Origin of the sequence: Prochlorococcus sp. MIT 1318 (assembly GCF_047304505.1) — a bacterium.
Lineage (GTDB): Bacteria > Cyanobacteriota > Cyanobacteriia > PCC-6307 > Cyanobiaceae > Prochlorococcus > Prochlorococcus marinus_D.
This window is the reverse complement of record NZ_CP138958.1, coordinates 218,487-238,155: the sequence shown is the minus strand read 5'-3', so window position 1 is coordinate 238,155 and position 19,669 is coordinate 218,487. Positions and strand designations below refer to the sequence as shown.

At 54.5% G+C, this 19,669-nt stretch carries 21 protein-coding genes and 1 tRNA gene; 13 read left to right on the top strand and 9 right to left on the bottom strand.

The features are described 5' to 3' along the window. The first annotated feature begins 30 nt into the window (after positions 1 to 30). Positions 31 to 591, top strand: coding sequence for an NUDIX hydrolase (locus tag SIB66_RS01345; RefSeq protein ID WP_063407676.1), 561 nt, complete (start codon positions 31 to 33; stop codon positions 589 to 591). A 102-nt stretch (positions 592 to 693) separates the two neighbouring features. Here the strand turns inward: SIB66_RS01345 and SIB66_RS01340 are convergent, their stop codons facing one another. Continuing rightward, positions 694 to 1,920 carry a DegT/DnrJ/EryC1/StrS family aminotransferase gene (locus SIB66_RS01340; RefSeq protein WP_063407675.1) on the bottom strand — a complete coding sequence of 409 codons (1,227 nt, stop codon included), beginning with the start codon at positions 1,918 to 1,920 and terminating at the stop codon, positions 694 to 696. A 54-nt stretch (positions 1,921 to 1,974) separates the two neighbouring features. Next, positions 1,975 to 2,640, bottom strand: a complete 666-nt coding sequence (locus SIB66_RS01335) for a thioredoxin family protein (RefSeq protein ID WP_063407674.1) — start codon at positions 2,638 to 2,640, stop codon at positions 1,975 to 1,977. Here SIB66_RS01335 and SIB66_RS01330 point away from each other — a divergent pair. The 4 genes from SIB66_RS01330 (at position 2,629) to SIB66_RS01315 (ending at position 6,321) form a co-directional block, all read left to right on the top strand. Next, the gene (locus tag SIB66_RS01330; RefSeq protein WP_052646194.1) at positions 2,629 to 3,192 is read left to right on the top strand and encodes a hypothetical protein; all 564 of its coding nucleotides are present in this window, start codon (positions 2,629 to 2,631) and stop codon (positions 3,190 to 3,192) included. The two genes, SIB66_RS01335 and SIB66_RS01330, sit on opposite strands and share 12 nt — an antisense overlap. Before the next feature lie 99 nt (positions 3,193 to 3,291). Next, on the top strand, positions 3,292 to 4,074 hold the full coding sequence (gene fabI / locus SIB66_RS01325; RefSeq protein WP_011131247.1) for an enoyl-ACP reductase FabI: 783 nt from the start codon (positions 3,292 to 3,294) through the stop codon (positions 4,072 to 4,074). Between the two features lie 27 nt (positions 4,075 to 4,101). Continuing rightward, positions 4,102 to 4,731, top strand: coding sequence for an imidazoleglycerol-phosphate dehydratase HisB (gene hisB / locus SIB66_RS01320; RefSeq protein ID WP_063396816.1), 630 nt, complete (start codon positions 4,102 to 4,104; stop codon positions 4,729 to 4,731). 66 nt (positions 4,732 to 4,797) lie between these two features. Next, on the top strand, positions 4,798 to 6,321 hold the full coding sequence (locus tag SIB66_RS01315) for a carotenoid oxygenase family protein (protein WP_063407673.1): 1,524 nt from the start codon (positions 4,798 to 4,800) through the stop codon (positions 6,319 to 6,321). A gap of 92 nt (positions 6,322 to 6,413) precedes the next feature. On the opposite strand, the gene SIB66_RS01310 is transcribed toward SIB66_RS01315, so the two are convergent. Then, entirely contained in the window at positions 6,414 to 6,593 is a 180-nt protein-coding gene (locus SIB66_RS01310) for a hypothetical protein (protein WP_063421921.1), read from the bottom strand. 716 nt (positions 6,594 to 7,309) lie between these two features. On the opposite strand from SIB66_RS01310, the gene SIB66_RS01305 reads away from it, so the two are divergent. Further along, the gene (locus SIB66_RS01305) at positions 7,310 to 7,987 is read left to right on the top strand and encodes an SIMPL domain-containing protein (RefSeq protein WP_413681349.1); all 678 of its coding nucleotides are present in this window, start codon (positions 7,310 to 7,312) and stop codon (positions 7,985 to 7,987) included. 52 nt (positions 7,988 to 8,039) lie between these two features. Then, the gene (locus tag SIB66_RS01300) at positions 8,040 to 9,254 is read left to right on the top strand and encodes an MFS transporter (protein WP_063407325.1); all 1,215 of its coding nucleotides are present in this window, start codon (positions 8,040 to 8,042) and stop codon (positions 9,252 to 9,254) included. Between the two features lie 38 nt (positions 9,255 to 9,292). Here SIB66_RS01300 and rdgB read toward each other — a convergent pair whose 3' ends face one another. Both rdgB and SIB66_RS01290 read right to left on the bottom strand, forming a co-directional pair. Continuing rightward, positions 9,293 to 9,904: an RdgB/HAM1 family non-canonical purine NTP pyrophosphatase gene (rdgB, locus tag SIB66_RS01295; protein ID WP_011131239.1), complete on the bottom strand. Its 612-nt coding sequence runs from the start codon at positions 9,902 to 9,904 to the stop codon at positions 9,293 to 9,295. Continuing rightward, on the bottom strand, positions 9,901 to 11,364 hold the full coding sequence (locus SIB66_RS01290) for a phosphoglucomutase/phosphomannomutase family protein (RefSeq protein WP_063407324.1): 1,464 nt from the start codon (positions 11,362 to 11,364) through the stop codon (positions 9,901 to 9,903). Before SIB66_RS01290 ends, rdgB begins: the two co-directional genes overlap by 4 nt. Before the next feature lie 53 nt (positions 11,365 to 11,417). Between SIB66_RS01290 and SIB66_RS01285 the strand changes: the two genes are divergently transcribed. After that, positions 11,418 to 12,899, top strand: coding sequence for a TM0106 family RecB-like putative nuclease (locus SIB66_RS01285; RefSeq protein ID WP_063407323.1), 1,482 nt, complete (start codon positions 11,418 to 11,420; stop codon positions 12,897 to 12,899). 21 nt (positions 12,900 to 12,920) lie between these two features. Here SIB66_RS01285 and SIB66_RS01280 read toward each other — a convergent pair whose 3' ends face one another. Together SIB66_RS01280 and pyrE are read right to left on the bottom strand one after the other, a co-directional pair. Next, complete coding sequence (locus tag SIB66_RS01280; RefSeq protein ID WP_063407322.1) at positions 12,921 to 13,772, bottom strand: YgfZ/GcvT domain-containing protein; 852 nt, start codon at positions 13,770 to 13,772, stop codon at positions 12,921 to 12,923. After that, positions 13,769 to 14,359, bottom strand: a complete 591-nt coding sequence (gene pyrE, locus SIB66_RS01275; RefSeq protein ID WP_063407321.1) for an orotate phosphoribosyltransferase — start codon at positions 14,357 to 14,359, stop codon at positions 13,769 to 13,771. The genes SIB66_RS01280 and pyrE overlap by 4 nt, the downstream gene beginning before the upstream one ends. Here pyrE and SIB66_RS01270 point away from each other — a divergent pair. From SIB66_RS01270 to SIB66_RS01250, 5 genes are all read left to right on the top strand, one after another. After that, positions 14,359 to 14,973, top strand: coding sequence for a hypothetical protein (locus SIB66_RS01270; protein WP_063407320.1), 615 nt, complete (start codon positions 14,359 to 14,361; stop codon positions 14,971 to 14,973). The genes pyrE and SIB66_RS01270 overlap by 1 nt on opposite strands. A 12-nt stretch (positions 14,974 to 14,985) precedes the next feature. Next, positions 14,986 to 15,058: transfer RNA gene (locus tag SIB66_RS01265), tRNA-Ile, on the top strand. Between the two features lie 15 nt (positions 15,059 to 15,073). Then, positions 15,074 to 16,357, top strand: a complete 1,284-nt coding sequence (locus SIB66_RS01260; RefSeq protein ID WP_063421923.1) for a hemolysin family protein — start codon at positions 15,074 to 15,076, stop codon at positions 16,355 to 16,357. Positions 16,358 to 16,393: 36 nt separating this feature from the next. After that, entirely contained in the window at positions 16,394 to 17,398 is a 1,005-nt protein-coding gene (locus SIB66_RS01255; protein ID WP_041375225.1) for a Gfo/Idh/MocA family protein, read from the top strand. Between the two features lie 178 nt (positions 17,399 to 17,576). Continuing rightward, positions 17,577 to 18,320, top strand: coding sequence for a WecB/TagA/CpsF family glycosyltransferase (locus SIB66_RS01250; protein ID WP_063421925.1), 744 nt, complete (start codon positions 17,577 to 17,579; stop codon positions 18,318 to 18,320). Between the two features lie 14 nt (positions 18,321 to 18,334). On the opposite strand, the gene SIB66_RS01245 is transcribed toward SIB66_RS01250, so the two are convergent. After that, positions 18,335 to 18,478 carry a photosystem II reaction center protein K gene (locus tag SIB66_RS01245; RefSeq protein WP_063407317.1) on the bottom strand — a complete coding sequence of 48 codons (144 nt, stop codon included), beginning with the start codon at positions 18,476 to 18,478 and terminating at the stop codon, positions 18,335 to 18,337. A 30-nt stretch (positions 18,479 to 18,508) separates the two neighbouring features. Further along, the gene (gene tgt, locus SIB66_RS01240; protein WP_063421927.1) at positions 18,509 to 19,627 is read right to left on the bottom strand and encodes a tRNA guanosine(34) transglycosylase Tgt; all 1,119 of its coding nucleotides are present in this window, start codon (positions 19,625 to 19,627) and stop codon (positions 18,509 to 18,511) included. Positions 19,628 to 19,669: the final 42 nt, after the last annotated feature.

Here is a 19,669-nt window from a genome sequence, read left to right as displayed (position 1 = left end):
CATGCTGGGAGTTCTTTGTTTGTGGTCAACATGGTGCCTCTTTCGCCCCCTGAGCCATCTTTGCTGTTGGAAACCACAGCAGCGTTAGAGGCAAGAAAGATTCGTTTTGAGATCAACCGTTTTGAGCTGCCGATTGGGGTACAGGGTCTCTTTGGTCTGATTCGCCATCCTGGTGCTTCCTTAGCGGTGCCAATCACTGCCGATGGCAGGGTTGTGGTGCTTCGTCAGTACCGCTTTGCGGTAGCCCGCCGCATCCTGGAATTTCCTGCTGGCACGCTTGAGGATGGTGAAGATCCCCAGGTTTCGATGGAGCGGGAACTGGCAGAGGAGGCTGGCTACAGCGCAGCTCGCTGGGATTCTTTGGGGCAGATGCTGCCTTGTCCTGGCTACTCCGATGAAGTCATACACCTTTTTCTGGCCAGAGACCTTAAAGCCCTGAGCGAATCTCCTGCTGGTGATGAAGACGAGGATCTTGAGGTGCTGCATATGACCCCAGCTGAATTCGATGCTTGCTTAGCTAGTGGTGATGAAGCTCTGGATGGCAAGAGCATTACCGCTTGGTATCGGGCGCGTCAGTTGTTGGGTCTCTAAAGATCACCATCCTGCTGGTTGTTCTGGTATTACTGCGAAGCAGTATTTATCTATGGAGGTTGTGCCTAATAACAAGCAATAGCAGGTATTAAATAAGGCTTTTTAAGCAACCTTGCTCATGTGAGTTGTGGTTGCTGGACTCAGCAGCTTGTGCAACATAGAGACAACCTGTTGCTGCTGCTCTTCGCTCAATTCTGGGAAGATCGGCAAGCTCAGCACTTGACTGCAAAGCTGTTCAGTGACCGGCAGGCTGCCTGGGCCTTGGCTTAGGCCTTCATAGGCCGGTTGGAGATGGATCGGGATTGGGTAGTAAATGATGGTGTTAATGCCATGTTCTAAAAGACTTTGTTTGAGCCAATCACGGCAACTGCTATCCGGCAGGGTATTGCTGCCATTGTTTTTTGACGGTTTGCCAAGGCTCTCAGAGTTGCTTTGGTTCATTGGGCAGCTCGTAACCCGCACCACGAATTGGTTCCATGCATGTTGCAGATGGCTTGCTTTTGTTTGATCTGGAAGCTCGAGGCAAGGAAGGTTTGTGAGCAACGTTTGATAACGGGTCGCGATGGCTTGTCGCTTCTCAACCCAGCAAGAAAGCCTTGGTAGTTTCACGTTTAAAACGGCGGCTTGCAGTGCATCCAGTCGGCTGTTGTAGCCAAGTTCTGTATGCAAATATCGACGCGGCATTCCGTGAACAGCGAGTTCTCGCATTCGCTGAGCAAGCTTTGCGTCATGTGTGCTGACGGCTCCACCATCGCCAGCGCCGCCAAGGTTTTTGGTGGGAAAGAAGCTGAAGCAGCCCACATCGCCCCAACTGCCTACAGACCGTCCGTTCCACGCTGCACCACTGGCTTGGGCACAATCTTCGATCACTTTCAGCCCATGTTTGTTGGCGATGGCCATCAGCTGCTCCATGTTGACGGGGCGGCCGAAAAGGTGAACTGGTAAAACAGCACGGGTGGCTGGGGTTATTGCTGCTTCGATTTGTTCCAGGTTGATGAGATAGGTGTCCGCTTCGACGTCCACGAAGACAGGTGTGGCGCCTACTGAACTGATTGCCTCGGCAGTGGCAAAAAAGCTGAAAGAACAGCTGATCACCTCATCTCCTGCTCCGATATCCAGTGCCCTCAGGGCCAGGACCAAAGCATCGGTGCCGCTGTTGCAACCAACGACATAAGGCACGCCAAGGGAGTTGGCAAAGGCTTGTTCAAACGATTCAATTTCGGTGCCGCCGATGTATTGGCCACTGCGCAGCACGCGCAAGATCGCCTCATCAAGGTCAGGCCCCAGTTCGGCTAGCTGTTGAGTAAGGCTAAAAGGGGGCACCTGCATGAGAAGCACCTTAAGCCGAGCCGAAGACGGTTTAGCAGCTTTTGAAGTGGCAGATCAGCCGAACCAGGGGGGCTCTTGTCCTGGGTGCCACTTGATGTTGCAGCCGATTGAGGCCTGCTGGTGGGGAGAGACATCTTGCCCGTTCAAAACGGCATCTAAGGCAGCACGTAGGTCCGATCCAGTCACAGGTGCATCGTTCCCAGGGCGGCTGTTATCCAGTTGGCCGCGGTAGCAGAGTCGCTGCTGTCCTTGTGGAGAGGGAGCAAAGAGGAAGAAGTCTGGTGTGCAGGCGGCTTGTAGGGCCTTGGCGAGGCTTTGGTCAGTATCCAGTAGATAAGGGAAACGCCAGCCTTGTTGCTTGGCCTGAGCTGCGAGCTGCTCAGGACCGTCTTGGGGATGAGTTATCAGACTGTTGCTGGCGATAGCCAGTAGCTGCACGGAATCTCCGTAGTCCTGATCAAGATGGGTCAGTTCTTTTTCAATGTGTTTCACGAAAGGGCAGTGGGCGCAGAGCGCCATCAGCAGGAGGGGCTTGTTTGGCAGGTTGCTTGTGTTGATTGTGTTCAGGGCGCCAATCCCGCCATCGATCTCAAGATTGGTGCCGGGTACCACCTTCAATTCAAACGCCGGCAAGGGGGTCCTGAGAGGCAGCATCGTGGAGGGAGTGAGGGCCATGTTGGGAAAGCAGCCCTTCAATGCTGGTTCAGGATGACTTTGCATGGCTGCATCAATGCTGTGAAGCAAGTCAATGCAAAAGGAAAGACCTTCCTGTTAGTGGCTTTGGCCGTAGTGCTTAACGGCTGTATGACGTCGTCTTCCAAGCCCAGCTGGGCTATTTATCCCTTGCAGCGGCATCAAGCTCATGACGGCCTGGCGGTGGTGAGTGAGCCTGATGGCTATGGCGTGCATCTCTTTCTCGAAACGGACACCAGTGATCCAGGGATCTGTACGCCCCGTTGGTTGCCAGACCCTGCAAGGCTTTTCAATGGCAATGGCAATGCCCCATTCAGCTCAGGGCTTGCGTCTCGTAAGGAATTTTTCGTGGTAGTGGCCCGCGGGGATGTCCGCCGTGCCTTGAAGCGTGAGCTGAAGGCTCTTTGTGTCGATCGGGCACCTAGGGCGAGATGGCGTTGGCAGGAGCCGCCCCGCGCTGCTGATCAGGTGAAGCCTTTGAGATTGCCTGCGTTGGAGGAAGAAGACCTGCTCAGGGATCCAGAAGAAGAGAGGAAGCTCCAGGAGGAGCTGTTAAACGGAAACTGGTCTGGAAGCTGATCGAATAGAACTCTTGGCGACCTTATTCGGGGCATCCAGTGAAACTCGGCGTGGCATGGGAGAGAATCGCTGCCAATGTTCCCTAGTGCGTTCGCTCTGATGCTTCTCGATCTAAGCGGTAAGAAGATCCTCGTCACAGGGATCGCCAACAACCGTTCCATTGCCTGGGGCATCGCTCAACAGTTGAAAGCCGCCGGCGCTGAGCTGGGAATCACCTATTTGGCGGATGAAAGGGGCCGTTCGGAAGGCAAGGTGCGCGATCTCACTGCTCCTCTAGAACCCAGTTTGTTTTTGCCTTTGAATGTGCAGGACAGCAATCAGATAGAGGAGGTGTTTGCTGTGATTGCCCAGCAGTGGGGCCAGTTGGATGGTTTGGTCCATTGTCTTGCCTTTGCAGGCAAGGAAGAATTGGTGGGTGATTACAGCGCCACCTCGGCCGAGGGATTCGCACGCGCCTTGGAGATCAGTGCCTACTCGCTGGCCCCGCTTTGTCATCACGCCAAGCCTTTGTTTAGTGATGGTGCAGGGGTTGTGACGTTGACCTATCTCGGTGCAGATCGTGCCATTCCGAATTACAACGTGATGGGTGTTGCCAAGGCTGCTCTGGAGGCTTCAGTGCGTTATCTCTCTGCAGAACTTGGCCCTGATAAGCAGGTGCGTGTGAACGCGATCAGTGCTGGCCCAATTCGCACCTTGGCTAGTTCTGCGATCGGCGGCATCCTCGAGATGATTCATAACGTTGAAGAAAAGGCTCCCTTGCGTCGCACTGTGACCCAGATCGAAGTTGGCAATACAGCCGCGTTCTTGCTGAGCGATCTTTCAAGTGGCATCTCCGGTCAGACGCTTTATGTGGATGCTGGTTACTGCATTAACGGAATGTGATTTGACTGGCAGCATGACTTCATTTGGATGGGCATCATGACGTCGCTAAGGCAGGGGGATGTTCATCGCGTCACCGCTGAAACCGACGTGCTTGTTCGTGTTGGGCTTGATGGCTGTGGTCAGTGCAACGTTTCTACGGGGGTCGCCTTCCTCGATCACATGCTTCACCAGCTTTCCAGCCATGGCCTGCTGGATTTAGAGATCACCGCGACTGGTGACACCCACATCGATGACCATCACACCAATGAGGATGTGGGTATTGCTGTTGGTCAGGCCCTATCTCAGGCACTTGGAGATCGACGTGGCATCCACCGCTTCGGTCATTTTGTGGCACCACTCGATGAGGCGTTGGTTCAGGTCGTTCTGGATTGCTCCGGTAGGCCTCATCTCAGTTATGGCCTGCAAATTCCCTCTCAGCGCATTGGTAGCTACGACAGCGAGTTGGTGAAGGAGTTTTTCGTGGCAGTTGTGAACAACAGCGGCCTCACCCTGCATATTCGCCAGTTGGCAGGCACCAATTCCCACCACATCGTTGAAGCCTGTTTCAAGGCCTTTGCCAGAGCTCTGCGCATGGCAATTGAAATCGACCCGCGAAGGGCCGGTGCAGTACCTAGCAGCAAGGGTGTGCTGGAGCAGGCTGGCGGGCAGAAGAGCTGAATGCTTGGGGAGTGGGGATTTCCTCGCTCGCGGCTGCAAGCCCTTTTGCGTAAGGATTGGTCAATCTTGATCAGCCTTGCAGTGAGCACAGTGAGCGATAGCCCTTCAACAGTGTCCGCGACCTCAATAGATGTACCCGGCGGGTTTGATCGGGATGACTGGGCAAGTGGTTATTGCAATGTTGAACAAGAGCTCAATGCTGTGTCTTTACGTCCCCTGAGGGGACAGATTCCAGCTGAACTGCAAGGCAGCCACTATCGCAATGGTCCAGGCAGGTTTGAACGCGATGGGCAATGGGTGCATCACCCCTTTGATGGTGACGGCATGATCACTGCTGTGCGATTCAGCGATAGCAAGGCCACGCTGAGTAATCGCTTTGTGCGAACGAAATACTGGCAGGAAGAGGAAAAGGCCGGCCGCTTCCTCTATCGGGGGGTGTTTGGCACGCAGAAGCGTGGTGGGGTGAAGGCGAATGCTTTTGACGTGCGTTTCAAGAACATTGCCAATACCCAAGTGGTTCAACTTGGCGATCAGTTACTGGCTCTTTGGGAGGCGGCTGGCCCGCACGCGCTTGACCCTGTCAGCCTGGAAACTCATGGGCTCTCGAGTCTGAATGGGGTGCTGAAGCCTGGAGAGGCTTTTAGCGCTCATCCCCGCTTCGATCCTGGCCACCATGGCGAGCCTCGCATGGTCACCTTTGGTGTGAACACAGGGCCGACTAGCAAGATCAGGCTTATGGAGTTTGCCACTCAGGGGCCAGATGCGGGACGCCTCATCAGTGATCGCACAGACAGTTTTAAGGGTTTTGCTTTTCTGCATGACTTCGCGATTACTCCCAACTGGACGCTCTTTTTGCAGAATGCGATCAACTTCAATCCGTTGCCGTTTGTTCTGGGTCAGAAGGGTGCGGCGCAATGTTTAACCTCTAATCCTGGAGGCCAGGCAAAGTTTTGGTTAATTCCTCGTGATTGCGGCACTTTTGCTGGGCAGCCGCCGCGCATCTTTGATGCTCCCGATGGTTTTGTTTTTCACCATCTTAATGCTTGGGAGGAGGGGGATGAGTTGGTGTTGGAGAGCATTTACTACAGCGATTACCCCTCGATTGATCCCGGCGAGGACTTCCTCTCGATGGACTTTGACTTTTTCCCTGAGGGTCGATTAGAGCAGTGCCGCATCAATCTTTTGGGGAAAGGAATTGAAACCAGGCGCTTTAGTGAGCGTTGTTGTGAATTTGCGATGGTCAATCCACGCCGAGAAGGGTTGTCTGCTCGTTATGCATGGATGGCTGTGGCAGAGCGTGAAACCGGCTACGCCCCCCTACAGGCGATTAAGAAACTGGATTTGAGCAATGGGGATCAATGTTTATGGAGTGCAGCGCCGCGTGGATTTGTCAGTGAGCCATTGATGGTGCCACGCCCTGGCAGTGAAGCTGAGGATGATGGTTGGCTGTTGGTTTTTGTATGGAATGGAGAGCGTCGTGCCAGTCAGTTGTTGATTCTGAATGCAAACGATTTAAGCGAGCAGGCAGTGCTTGAGATGCCTATTACCATTCCATACGGATTACATGGCAGCTGGGTTGCTGCTGATTGATTGATAGATTGAGTTGAGGGTATTACTTAGGGAGCCAATTCCAAGCTTATTTGGAATTGGTTCGCTCTGAGCTTCAGGATTTGGTTGGTTGACTAGATAAAGTCAATCACATCAGCAGCGAGAAACTCACACTTATCAACATCCTTCAAGGTGGTGTGAATGCCATCTGCTGTGAGCAATAATAGATCATCACCAACTTGCTTAAAGGAAAGTTCCACTCCATTAGCAACAGAGATGCGATCGTTTTCAGCGAATGAAATGGTGATGATCACATCATCGCCATTGTATGTACCTCCTAGTTCTATTTCTGTAGAGTCACCTTCCTTGTAGTAGCTGCCATCGACAAATATTCCGCCTGCGGAACGGCTTGGCTTGGCTTGGCTTGATTATAATCAATCCAACTACTTTTTATCGTGCCACCACTGCTTTGATATGTTCCCCGATCAATAAAAATTTTTGCGCCTAAATAATTGTTTGAATTGTCAATAGTCCCTTCTTTGATTAGCGTAGCGCTGCTCTCATTCTTCAGACAGCCTGTGTTGTAAAGCGTGCCACTGCCGAAGTCGTGCAGTATGTAGTTGTTGTTCAGCGTGAAACCATCGCTGTCCAGCGTGCCAAGATTTTGATAAAATTCCTCGTTCTAATTGCCATCTCCTGCAGTATATATAGTGCCTGCTAGATTTGGATTTGGAGAGATTTGCTTCCCCATCACTGTAAAGTCTGTATTGATTGATGATAGGGCAATATTTTGTAGGTGCTGCAATGCTTTGCGATTTTTTGTTGACTTGGGATCATTGCTATTCAATTGGTCAATTTTGTTGGAGAAAGTAAAAGGGAATCCATTGCTCTCCAGTCATGTTTGGGTATGAATAGTAGTCGTTGATATGTAATTCATTCACACTTTGATGGCTCAAGAGTGCTAGATCTAAATTAGACATCTAAGCGTTCAATGTTTTCAGTTCCGATGCGGTTGTTGTGCTCTCCTTTGATGTTTTGCTTGCTTGTTGGCTCTAGCGGATTGATGGGCTTAGCAAGCTCGCCTGCTCATGCTGGTGAGCTTCGATGTGATGGCACTTTGCTGCAGCTCAGTGTTCGTGAAAGTGGCGAGCTGCGTTCAGATCGCTTTCGTTTTTCCTTGCAAGTTGGAGCCGAGGGGAAAACTTCATCGGCAGCAATGGATCAGCTCAATCAGCGCTTAGCCACAGTGCGCAGTCGCGTGCGGTCACTCAGCCTGGGCGATCTTAAGATTCCTGCTCCACGAAGTTATGCCATGGATGGCACTAGCGGTAAACCACGCTTGCAGCGTGCTTTTACCAGCGTCAGTGGTGTGGTGGGCCGATCCAATTACGACGCGTTGATTCAGATAGCAGGCAGGTTGCCTGGTGTTGATTTGCAAGGCATGTCTTCACGTGCTGATCTTGCTAGCGAACAGCAATTGAAGAATCAGTTGTTGCGTAGGGCTCTAAAGCAGGGCAAGCATCAGGCTGAAACCACCTCTGATGCCATTGGCCTCAAGCAGGTGCGATTGCTGCGCATTGATCAGCGCGCTGGGGGGGCGATACGTCAGCTCAGTTTTTCAAAAGCAGCAAGCTCACGCTTCAATCCCGACGAAGCACCGCAGCCGCGCCAGTCGCTCACGCTGAATCTCGATTACTGCTTGTCTTGAAGACAAACAGATTCGCAGCCCATACATTCTCCTGGATGTCTTCAATGACTTGATGCGCGATCGCTTGCTTTGGATCCTCAGCCTGTTCTTCGTGGCCTGGATGGTTTGGTCTGAAACGAGCTTTCAATATTTCGATCAATCGCTCGCTGATGAGCTTGCTCTCTCCTCTGCTGATGTGGCCGTTGTGGGGGGAGCCTTCCTTCTGCCCTATGGCCTCGTTCAGATTCCTGTCGGTTGGGTGTTGGATCGTGGCCGTGCCGAACGTTGGCTGTTACTCGGTGCCATCACGGCTACCGCACTGACACTGGTCTTCGCTCGAGCTGAAACTCTTGATGGCTTGATCATCAGCCGCGCTGGCATGGGTCTTGCTTGTGCTGTTGCCTTCCCGGCCTCAGGGCTGCTTGCGAGGCGAACCCTGCCGCCGCAGCGTTTTGCCTTGGCGATGGGTGCTACCGACAGCCTGCTTGGTTTTGGCGCCGCCTTAGCTGCCTTGATGCCTGTGTTGATCCATTTGGGCTCCTGGCGGCAGCAGGTGACGTTGCAGATCATGGTGCTGGCTTTGCTGGTGGCAACACCGTTAGTTGTCGTGGTTGTTGCCAGCTCGCAGCAGAGTCGTGCAAAGCCAAACCAATCGATCAGCGAACGCCAAGTTGCTGATCATTCAGGGCGCTGGAGTGCCGATGCCATCAAGAAGGTTGTTCATGCGGCCTTGATTTATGCCTGGGGTGCTGGAACTCTTTTTGGCTTTTGTCAATATGGCTTGCTGTCCGAGGTTGAGGGGTGGAGCGGTTCCCTCAAGGTGGGCGTGGGCATGGTTCTTTCCCTCTTTACATCCGTAGGAATGCTTGGGGCAGGTTGGCTTGGCAGTCATCAGTCCAGGCGTGCTCCCATCTTGTTGGCGGGCAGCTGCAGCGCCGCCGCCGCTCTGCTGGTCTTGGTGGCGACCAACCCTCAATCCGTCATCGTTTTGATTTTGGCTGGAGCCATTCTTGGTCTGGGCCTTGGCACGAGTGTTTTGGCTTTTCCTCTTGCAGAAGCTGCAGCTCCTCCAGCTCAAACGGCTCTTGTTGTCGCTTTTGTGAATACAGCAGGCACGTTGATGGGAGCATTGATGATCATGCTCTCTGGGGTATTGCTGCAGGTATCGACCCCCGGCAATACAACTCTGGTGGTGTTGACCTACGGCAGCCTTGCTTTGTTGGGGATCATTTTGGCTGCCTTGCTTCAGATCAACACCATCAAGCGATCTGCTCAATTCCTTAGTTGAGAGCGGATTGATTGTTTAGCGATTCGGTGGTCTCGCGATTAGGGCTTGTTTTGTTTGTGGAGCAGTTCTTGCAGGGCTGGATCTAACAGGGCAAAGGCGCAACCTCTGTGGCTCCATTGGCGTTTTTGCTCAATAGTCATCTCTGCAAAGGTTGTGCCGGTTGCGTCGACTTCGAAGATCGGGTCATAGCCGAAGCCCTTTTCTCCTCGAGCTGCGTGCGTGATCAAACCTTCGCAGCGGCCTTCGACCTCCAGTAAAACTTCATTCGTCTCAGATGCGATGCAAAGAGCAGCGCTGAAGTGAGCGCGGCGATCATCGATCCCTTTGAGTTCTTGTAGTAGGCGCTCAATCCTTAGGGCATCACTCGCGGCATAGCGGGCTGAATAGACCCCAGGGGCGCCTGCCAGTGCCTCTACGCTGAGTCCGGAGTCGTCTGCGAGGGCCCATTGGCCCGTGGCTTGAGCAACTGTCAAGGCCTTGATGCGTGCATTCTCTGCAAAGGTCTGGCCTGTTTCTTCCACGGCAAGATCTTTGGGTTGGGCTTGCACGCTGAGCGGCAGGTGAGCCAGCAACTGACGGAACTCGCGGATTTTGCCAGCATTGCCGCTGGCGATCACCAGCACCCGCTCTGTCAATTCATTGCTGCTCATGTTCGTTCTGCGAGCTGCTTTGCCCAGTTCAGAGCTGCTTTGACGTCTGTCTCGCTGGGAGCTTCGCAGTAGATCCTGAGCAGGGGTTCGGTGCCGGAGAAACGCAGCATCAACCAGTGGCTAGGTCCAAGTCGAAATTTCACGCCATCTGTACGGATCACGGTCTGAACGGGTTGATCAGCAACTGTGGCTGGAGGGGTTTGCTCAAGCAGCGTTTCTAGTCGTTGTCGCGAGTCCATGTCAGCAAGGCGTAGATCGAAGCGTTCGTAAAAACTGCTCCCCCTACAACGCTCTTGCAGGGCTTTCATGCGTGCGCCGAGGGGCTGCCCTCCCTCCACAAGTGCTTCCAGTACAAGCAGGGCTGCAAAGAGGGCATCCCTTTCAGGTAGGTGCATTCCGAAGCCCACTCCTCCTGATTCCTCACCTCCCACCAGCACATCGCCGCTGAGCATTTCAGCGGCGATGTATTTGAAACCAACCGGTAGTTCCAGCACCTCCCGGCCTAGATCCTCAGCAACTAGACGCATCAGGTCAGAGCCACTCACGGTTTTTACAACCTTGCCTGGCAGTTGTTTGGCTCGGGCGAGGTGGTCAATCAGGAGGGGCATCAGCAGCTGGGTGCTGCAGAAGTTGCCAGCTTCATCTATGGCTGCAATGCGGTCGCCATCGCCATCGAACACAAGACCCACGGCGGGTTGTCCGGTAGCGCTGGAGGCCTGCACAGCTGCGATCAGCTGGCTCAGATATGGGGCGAGGGGTTCGGGCGGGTTGCCGCCGAACAACGGGTCGCGCTGGGCGCGAATTTCTTGAATCAAGCCCTGGTTGTGCGGGTCCAGTAGCTCGGCAATGCAACCCGCTGCTGAACCGTGCATCGGATCGATGATGACCTTGAGCCCCATCTTCTGCAGGCCCTTGATCAGGGAAGTTAAATCGAGCTTCTCTCGCAATCCGTCGAGATGCTGCCCACGCCCATCAAATCGCTTGGTAATCCCATTGATGGGTACTGAGATCCCTCCGGCAGCAAGTCGCTGTTCCACCGCTGCGGTGAAAGTGTCTTCCACTGAGCCGCCAAAGGCCCCCTTGATTTTTAGCCCTAACCATTCCGGCGGATTGTGACTGGCTGTGACCACTAAGGCGCCAAGGGCCTGATGTTGAACGACTGCCCAGCTGCAGGAAGGTGTCGGCACAGGCGTTTCGGTGAGTAAGGGCTCCAGCTCACAGCCGCGCACGGCGGCAGCAATGGCCTCTGCCATTTCCGGAGCTAGAAAGCGGCGGTCGTAGCCGATGATCACTGACCGGCTTTTGAGTTCTGTGGGTGCGCGATAGGCCAGCTCCTGTGCAGCAGCAGCAGCAACGGTTAACAACCTTTCGACTGTGATATCCACGCCGATGACCCCGCGCCAACCGTCGGTACCGAAGTGGATGGGGGCCGCGGCCAGCGGCAGGGGGGCCGATGCCATAAATGATCAACTAATGGACTGGATCTAGCAGGCAGCCGCCGTAACGTCGGCTGATGGGTGCCACCCCTCTCGCTGCCAACGTTCTGACTGATCGCTTGCTGCGTAGTTGGCTGCGCTGTCGTCGTAGGGCTTGGTTAGACCGTTATGGCGATGGAGAGCAACGGCTCTGGACTGCTCACCGCACTCTGCAACTTGATGATCAGCAGCGCAACTTTGTTGCTTTGTTGCCGCGCAAACCATGCAGGGGTCTAGACGGTTGCAGTCAAGGCTGCCCAGGGGTGGTGGGGCTGAGGCTTAAGGGGGTTGGTCCTGCGGGGCAGTTATTGGAGGCCCATCCGCCATTGCTGCAGAGGGTCGAGGGGCAAAGTCGTTGGGGGGCATTTGCTTACCGACCGGTGCTTGCACGTCAGGGTCGACGCTTGACCAGAGAGCATCGCTTGGCTTTGGCCCTTGCTGGTCGTTTATTGGCACCGCTGCAGTCGGCTCCCGTGCCTGAAGGCTTGGCTTTGGCCGGAGCTGGTCGCAGTCTTCACATGGAACGAGTTTCATTGCTGGGCGGGCTGCAGCGGCAGCTTGATGATGTCCTGGTCAAGTTGGCCGCAGACCTCGAGCTGAGTGAGCCTCCGCCTTTGGTTGCTGATCGGCGTAAGTGCAAGTTGTGTTCCTGGCGAGGTGTTTGCAATGCCGTGGCTTCTGTAGAGGGACATCTCAGTGAGGTGAGCGGTATCGGGACTCGTCGACGGCAGATGCTTCAGGAACTGGGGATTCTTGGTTTGCAGGATTTAGCGGCAGCCGATCCGAATGAGCTCGGAAGTCGTTTGCAACATTTCGGTGAGCAGCACGGGGAAGTGGCTTGTGAGCTTGTCGCTCAGGCCCGGGCTCAGCGGGATGGTCGTTATGAGCGCTTGGACTCCGCATCAGCTTTACCGGAATTGGCCACTGCCCCTGGCGTGTTGTTGTACGACATCGAATCTGATCCAGATGCTCGCGATGATTTTCTGCATGGTTTTGTCCGGCTGGGCCGCAGGCCAGATGGCAGTTGGGATTTAGAGGGCGCGCAGTATCACCCCTTTTTGGTGCTTTATGAGCACGGCGAGGCACGTTGTTGGCAGCGGTTGCAACGCATGCTGAAGAGTTATCCCGACTGGCCAGTGATGCATTACGGCGAAACGGAGTCTCTAGCTCTTCGCCGTATGGCTAAGCGACAGGGAGTTGACGCGGCTGAGTTGAGTGCACTGAGCAAGCGCATGATTGATGTGCACGATCGGGTGCGGCGTTCTTGGCGATTGCCTTTAAACAGCTATGGGTTGAAGTGCGTGGCGAGTTGGCTGGGATTTTGTTGGCGTCAGGTGGGTGTCGATGGGGCTCGAGCTCTGCTTTGGTGGCGCCAGTGGCGTGGTTCAGGTCTTCAAGATCGCGGCAGTTCCTATTCCCTGCGTTGGATCTTTGATTACAACCACGATGATTGTCTCGCCACTTGGGCCGTGGCGGCATGGCTGTTAAAGCAAGATGAGCTGTTAAAGCAAGACGAGTAGCTGGGCATCGTCAAGCCATGTTCAGTCATTCATGGGTGGAGTCACAAATCCCGTAGGAATGGAGAGGCGCACTCTTGTTGAGTCTTCCGCCAGGCATAGTTCAGCCTCTGTTAGCGACTTGCGGCGCACCAAGGCCAAGCCATAGCTGCCTCTTGAGTCTTGGTCGTGCATCACTGAAGTAATGACCCCCGCTCGATTGTTGACCCCTGCCTCTGGCTCAAGATTGATTAGTTTTTGGCCTACGGCAATCGGGCGGTTGGCTTGCCAGTAGCGCAGTTGTTGTTTGATACCACCGCTGTTGGCCAGCTTTGCCAAGGTTTCCTGCCCCAAGTAACAACCCTTGCTGAGACTCACCCATGCGGTTAGTCCCAGTTCAAACGGGTTTGTATCGCCATTGATTTCACCAGGTTCAAGGGGCAGGCCTTGCTTGAGTCGCCAGCTCTCAATTTGATCTGCACTGGCCTGCTGCATAGCAGCCCATTGCTTTGGCAGTGGTTCGTCTGGCAGCAGCCAGGTCACCTCAGGAGTTTGCTCCTGTTTGAGTTGGGCCAGTATCTGCAGGCGTCGAATTGGCTTGCTCGGCTTCAGTCGAACCTGGTCTGCAGGGAAGATCACCTGCTCAAACCCCGTCGCTACGGCGTTGTGATCGCCGGCGAGAACAAGCACATCTGCACCTCTTTCATCCAGACGAATCTCCAACAGCGCCCGCACCCTTCCTGTGGCGGTGAGCCAGCAGCAGCGCAGCAGGGAGCCTGTTTCAGCAGCCAGCAGATCGGCACTGGTCTGGCCGTGAAGAAAGTCTCGACTACCAGAACCCTCCAACCTCAATAGGGGTTTAAGGACGTCCCAGCGTTGCTTGCTCGAGCTGCTCATGTCTCCGTCTCCAGCTGTCTGGCCCGCTCAGCGACCTGATTGAGCTGGTACAAACTGACAAGCTCTAACTCAGCAGCATTCAAGGTCTCTTCACCACCTTCTTGTCGATCGACGATCGTGACGACGCGTGTCACCAGATAACCCGTTGCACGCAGCTGTTGCACTGCTTTTAGTGACGATCCGCCTGTGGTGACAACGTCTTCCAAAACGGTGATGCGTGCACCGCTGGGAGGTAGTGGACCTTCAAGCCAAGCAGCGGTGCCATGGCCTTTGGCTTGCTTTCTCACGATTAGCGCATCGAGAGTGCGTTCCGCTTGTGCTGCTGCCATCGCCACTGCACTCACCAAGGGATCGGCGCCGAGGGTGAGGCCAGCGACACAAACAGCATCGGGCTCTACATATTTGAGCAACGCCAGGCTTAGCAATGCCAGGCCAGATCCACTGAGGCTGACTGGCTTGCAGTTCACGTAGTGGTTGCTTTGGCGACCAGAGGCCAGGGTGAAGTGTCCATGGCGGTAGGCCTCTCGCGCTAGCCGGTTGAGCAGCTCATCGCGGCAGGCCTCCGCCGATGGGGGAAGAGGGCTCATTGGGCTGGTGCGTTAAGGATTCATTGCCTAGTTTGCGCGTAGTCGTGTTTTTTGCAGTTATGGCTTGGGTGTCCTCCCATAAGCTAAGGATGCTTGGTTTGGCCCTGGTGACACCATTGATAGTCACTGAATGGGGTGGCGGTTTGGCCTGGGCGAGGCCTGTGGTTTGCACCACGACTCTTGAAGCACCGGATGCCAGCCAGTCGTCGAAGGGGCCTGTGGAGGTGAGTCAATGTGGGCCGCTGGAATCCACTGGTGCCTTAATCGAACGTCGTTTTTACAGTTGGACAGCTCCCTATGCCAGGGGTGTGGATGTGCTTCATCAGCTCACGGATATGCTCGGCATCGCTGTGGCCAGTTATGAGGGCAATCGCTTTATGGGATTTGGTTTTCCTGATCAGACGATCATCTGGGATAGTTCTGCTGTGCAGAACACCTATCAGGTGCTTCTAGAAGAGCAGAGTTCTTCCCTACCTTGGCGAACTGTTGATATCTCTAGCGGTTTTGATAACAGCCTTGCGGGGGATGTTCCTCCAGAAATTGTCATGGTGGAGGATGGTCCTGAGATGAATGTGGCGCCTGAGGCCTTCACTCCTATCCGTGGCATGTGGTAGATCCGTGATTGAGGGGGTCTAGCAATCTGGTGAATGCAGCGAACTCATAATTCGCCTAAGGCGAGTTCGATCCTCGCGACCCCCATATTTTTTTCATTCAATGAGGTTGCTTTCCCTGGCTGTATTGCTGGTTCTACCGGCTTTTTTCGCGGCTGGAGAGGTTGCCTTGTTGCGGCTGCGTCCTAGTCGAGTACAGGTTTTAGTAGAAGAGCAGCAACCCGGAGCTTCCGCCGTCCATCGTCTTCAGCGCCGTTTGAGGAGGGCGTTGATGGTGTCTCAATTGGGTGGAATGCTGGCGTTGGTTGCCCTGGGCTGGGTTGGCCGTGGTGTTGGACATCGCTGGTGGCCTCTGGCTGATCCTGCTAGTCGCTGGTTGGACGGGGGGCTTTTTCTGCTGCTTGTGGTGTTGGCCACCTTGTTGGCGGGCTTTCTTCCTAAGGCCTGGGTGCTGAATCGTCCTGAGGCTGCGGCTCTAAACCTCGCTCCATTGTTGGAGACGGTGATGCGTGTGCTTGCGCCCCTTTTGGCTCTTCTGGAAGCTGTCGCTTCGATGATGTTGCGGCTGGTTGGTTTGAATGCACATTGGGATTCTCTCGTTCCTGCTCTTTCTGCTGGTGAGCTGGAGTCTCTGATCGAAATTGGTGGGGTAACAGGCCTTCGTCCTGATGAGCGCAACATCCTTGAAGGTGTTTTCGCCTTGCGCGACACTCAAGTTAGAGAGGTGATGGTGCCACGTTCTGGCATGGTCACCTTGCCTGTTGGGGTCTGCTTCGCTGAACTGATGAGAGTGGTGCATAGCACCCGCCATGCGCGCTTTCCAGTGATCGGTCAGTCCCTAGATGATGTCAGGGGTGTGCTTGATTTACGTCGGTTGGCGGAACCCATCTCCCGGGGTGCTTTGCAGGCAGAATCTCCGCTTGAACCTTTTTTAGAACCAGCTGTAAGGGTTCTTGAGACCAGCACTTTGGCTGAATTGTTGCCGATGATCCGAAGTGGACAGCCCCTACTGCTTGTCGTTGATGAGCATGGCGGTACCGAAGGATTGGTTACAGCTGCCGATCTCACTGGTGAGATCGTGGGCGATGAGCCCCATGCAGACGACGATGAGCCGGATCTTGAGCTGATTGAGGGTCAGTCAGACACATGGATGGTTGCAGGAGATTTTGAGATCATTGAGCTCAATCGACAGCTCAATCTGGACTTGCCTGAAGCTGATGGACATCACACCTTGGCTGGCTTTCTGCTTGAAAAGTTGCAACACATCCCTTCTGCTGGAGAGGCCTTGCGCTGCGATGGTTTGCAGTTCGAGATCGTAACGATGAAGGGTCCTCGTATCGAGCGTGTGCGACTGATTCTTCCCAGTCACGATCACACTGAGGAATGATCGTTGATAATTTCCCCGATGCGCCATGGCCTGCCGATGACCGATCCCATGGTTCCGGTGAAGGTCGGTGTGATCGGGATTGGCAATATGGGTTGGCATCATGCCCGTGTGCTCAGTCTGCTTAAGGATGCGCAGCTGGTGGCAGTCGCTGATCCCGATCCTGAGCGTGGTCAGCTGGCAACTGAACAGTTTGGATGCGATTGGTTCCCTGACTACCACAGCTTGCTAGGCGAGGTCGAAGCTGTCTGCATTGCTGTGCCGACATTGCTCCATCACAAGGTCGGGCAGGCCTGCTTGGAGGCAGGCCTGCATGTGTTAATCGAAAAACCGATTGCGGCGAGTCAGGAGGAGGCATCCGCATTGATTGTGGCGGCTAATAAGGCTGGACGGCTCTTGCAGGTTGGCCATATTGAACGCTTTAACCCTGCCTTTCGAGAGTTGATCAAGGTGGTGGAAAATGAGGAGGTGGTGGTTCTTGAGGCTCGTCGCCATAGCCCCCATGGTGACCGAGCCAATGATGTGTCGGTGGTGCTTGATCTGATGATTCATGACCTCGACTTGGTTCTTGAGCTGGCGGGTGCTCCGGTGGTAGGTCTGGCTGCTGCAGGGGGTCGCACTGCCGAGGGCCCGATCGATTACGTCAATGCCACGCTTGGCTTCAGCAATGGTGTGGTGGCTAGCCTCACGGCTAGCAAGATGAGCCACCGCAAAATTCGAAGTCTCAGTGCTCATTGTCGGGGCAGTCTTGTTGAGACTGATTTCCTTAACCACACCCTGCATATACATCGTCGTGCTCATGAGTGGTATTCAGCCGATCACGGTGAGTTGTTGTATCGCAATGACGGTTTTATCGAAGAGGTCAGCACGACTTCTATTGAGCCTCTCTATGCAGAGTTGGAGCATTTTCTTCAGTGTTTGCGAGGTCGTGAGACACCAGCCGTTGATGGGGAGCAGGCTTCACGCGCGCTGCGTTTGGCTGACCTGATTGAACATGCCGTCGAACACCCCGGCATGGGGCTTTCCTTGGAGGAGCCCATCTGAGTCGTTAGCAACACATCCGTCCAACAACCCTCCCGGCTCGCACAGCGCTACTTTCTCAGGGGCTTCTTTGCAAATCGGCGGTTGCTCCATTCGCTTGCTTGTGGCGATTGGGCTTTGGACTCCATCGATTGCGTTCAAGGTTTAGAGCACTAAATTTTCAACCTCAGTTGTCTCGCTGATGGAATCAACAAGCACCGCACCGAGCGATCAATACCGTCGAAGTGTTCTAGGTGTGCCAGTGGATGCATGCCGCGATGTTCAGGCTGCGGCGATTGGTTTGCATGCTCGTGGTGGTGGCCAGATCGTCACGCTTAATGCGGAGATGACGATGGCGGCTAGAGAGAATCCCAGGCTAGGTGATGCTATTGCCGCGGCAGATCTAGTCATCCCAGATGGGATTGGCGTGGTTTGGGCGCTGAGGCGTCAGGGAGTTGTGGTGCCGCGCAGTCCTGGCATTGAACTGGCCCGTTCGTTACTTGCCTATGCAGAGGCTCATGATTGGAAGGTGGCTCTAGTGGGAGCAACACCGCAGGTCATGGATCGTTTGAGGCAACTCCTGAAGCAAGATCTGCCTGCTTTGCGACTTGTGATGTCTTCGCATGGCTATCAACCCCAAGATGCTTGGCCTGACCTGGAAGCCAAGTTGAGAGTTTTGCATCCTGATCTTGTGCTTGTGGCACTAGGAGTTCCCCGTCAAGAAACATGGATAGCGCGCGTAAGGCGGGCATGCCCAGGCCTCTGGATGGGTGTTGGGGGAAGCTTCGATGTATGGGCTGGCATGAAAAAGCGAGCCCCCCAATGGATGTGCCAGTTAGGGCTCGAATGGCTCTATCGGTTGGGCCAAGAGCCCAGCCGATGGAATCGCATTCTTTGTCTGCCTACCTTCGTCTGCGAGGTATGGCTTCGAGGAAAAAAGCGTTGATTGAAATGAATGCTTCAGCGGAAGCCCACAGATGCTTGCCAAACAAAGACAAGCAGGAAGAAGAAAATGGGGATGAGTGGAAGAACATCCACTGCTGGAGCGTAGGCCTGATAGGCCTCTGGCAGTTGGGCCATCAGATCGAAAGTGAAGGCTGCCATCCCTAGTTGCTCAGCTGCGTTTCATGGACGTTACCACGTGTGATGTGCTGCTGAGTCCGGTTGCCAAGGAGCGAAATCCTCTGAAAAACAGTCATCTTGAATTGCCTGGCTAATAGCTGAGGTGAATCTGATCAGCTGGGTGAGGTTGTGCAGGCTTAGAAGCGTGAGCCCTAGCAGCTCTTCGTTGCGAATTAAGTGATGCAGATAAGCCCGGCTGTGATGGCGGCAGGCTGTACAGGTACAGCTTTGATCTAAGGGTGTGTGATCTTCACGAAAGCGGGCATTGCGTAAATTCCAGCGCTCGCCAGCGACAAGTGCTGTGCCATGTCTTCCCAGGCGGGTAGGCAGCACACAGTCGAATAGATCGATACCGCTGGCAACTGCAATCGCTATTTCTTGCAGGGTGCCAATCCCCATCAGGTAGCGGGGGCGATCCTGGGGAAGCAGAGGAGAAACCTGGCGCACGATGCGATGAATGTCTTCAACCGGTTCACCCACGCTGACGCCACCGATGGCGATACCAGGCAAATCAAAGCTGGCCACGATTTGAGCACTTTGCTCTCTGAGGTGGGGGAAACACCCTCCCTGAACAATGCCGAATAGGGCTTGATTTGCGTGTTGATGGGTGTTCGAGCAGCGTTCCAGCCATGCATGGGTGCGCTTACAGGCAGCCTCCACATCGCTTTCGCTGGCTGGGTATGGGGGGCATTGGTCGAAGGCCATAGCGACATCAGCGCCAAGGGCCATTTGAATTTCGATGGCGCGTTCTGGCGTGAGTTCAATCTGGCTGCCATTACGAGGGTTGCGAAAAACGACCCCGTGATCATCAATACGATTCAGGTCTGCCAGGCTGAAAATCTGAAAGCCACCTGAGTCGGTAAGTAGTGGGCGGTCCCAGCCCATGAAGCGATGCAGGCCACCGGCATCTGCCACGATCCCCTCACCTGGCTGAAGATGGAGGTGATAGGTGTTGGCTAACACCATCTGAGCTCCGGTGTCGGCCAGTTGAGTGGCTGTGATGCCTTTCACCGTTGCCAACGTGCCCACAGGCATGAAACGAGGTGTGTTGACAGAACCATGAGGAGTGCGGAAGCAGCCAACGCGAGCAAGTGTGTGTGAACAGTGGGCGTTGATCTGAAAATCAAACACGACTAGTGCTACGGCGATACTTCAGCGCCACAGGGCACCAGG

What these genes read in the sequence shown, in the direction of transcription:
- SIB66_RS01345 (WP_063407676.1), top strand. Translation starts at nt 31, where the DNA reads ATGGTGCCTCTTTCGCCCCCTGAGCCATCTTTGCTGTTGGAAACCACA.
- SIB66_RS01340 (WP_063407675.1), bottom strand. Translation starts at nt 1,920, where the DNA reads ATGCAGGTGCCCCCTTTTAGCCTTACTCAACAGCTAGCCGAACTGGGG.
- SIB66_RS01330 (WP_052646194.1), top strand. Translation starts at nt 2,629, where the DNA reads ATGACTTTGCATGGCTGCATCAATGCTGTGAAGCAAGTCAATGCAAAA.
- SIB66_RS01335 (WP_063407674.1), bottom strand. Translation starts at nt 2,640, where the DNA reads ATGCAAAGTCATCCTGAACCAGCATTGAAGGGCTGCTTTCCCAACATG.
- fabI (WP_011131247.1), top strand. Translation starts at nt 3,292, where the DNA reads ATGCTTCTCGATCTAAGCGGTAAGAAGATCCTCGTCACAGGGATCGCC.
- hisB (WP_063396816.1), top strand. Translation starts at nt 4,102, where the DNA reads ATGGGCATCATGACGTCGCTAAGGCAGGGGGATGTTCATCGCGTCACC.
- SIB66_RS01305 (WP_413681349.1), top strand. Translation starts at nt 7,310, where the DNA reads ATGTTTTGCTTGCTTGTTGGCTCTAGCGGATTGATGGGCTTAGCAAGC.
- SIB66_RS01300 (WP_063407325.1), top strand. Translation starts at nt 8,040, where the DNA reads ATGCGCGATCGCTTGCTTTGGATCCTCAGCCTGTTCTTCGTGGCCTGG.
- rdgB (WP_011131239.1), bottom strand. Translation starts at nt 9,904, where the DNA reads ATGAGCAGCAATGAATTGACAGAGCGGGTGCTGGTGATCGCCAGCGGC.
- SIB66_RS01290 (WP_063407324.1), bottom strand. Translation starts at nt 11,364, where the DNA reads ATGGCATCGGCCCCCCTGCCGCTGGCCGCGGCCCCCATCCACTTCGGT.
- SIB66_RS01285 (WP_063407323.1), top strand. Translation starts at nt 11,418, where the DNA reads ATGGGTGCCACCCCTCTCGCTGCCAACGTTCTGACTGATCGCTTGCTG.
- SIB66_RS01280 (WP_063407322.1), bottom strand. Translation starts at nt 13,772, where the DNA reads ATGAGCAGCTCGAGCAAGCAACGCTGGGACGTCCTTAAACCCCTATTG.
- pyrE (WP_063407321.1), bottom strand. Translation starts at nt 14,359, where the DNA reads ATGAGCCCTCTTCCCCCATCGGCGGAGGCCTGCCGCGATGAGCTGCTC.
- SIB66_RS01260 (WP_063421923.1), top strand. Translation starts at nt 15,074, where the DNA reads ATGAGGTTGCTTTCCCTGGCTGTATTGCTGGTTCTACCGGCTTTTTTC.
- SIB66_RS01255 (WP_041375225.1), top strand. Translation starts at nt 16,394, where the DNA reads ATGACCGATCCCATGGTTCCGGTGAAGGTCGGTGTGATCGGGATTGGC.
- SIB66_RS01250 (WP_063421925.1), top strand. Translation starts at nt 17,577, where the DNA reads ATGGAATCAACAAGCACCGCACCGAGCGATCAATACCGTCGAAGTGTT.
- SIB66_RS01245 (WP_063407317.1), bottom strand. Translation starts at nt 18,478, where the DNA reads ATGGCAGCCTTCACTTTCGATCTGATGGCCCAACTGCCAGAGGCCTAT.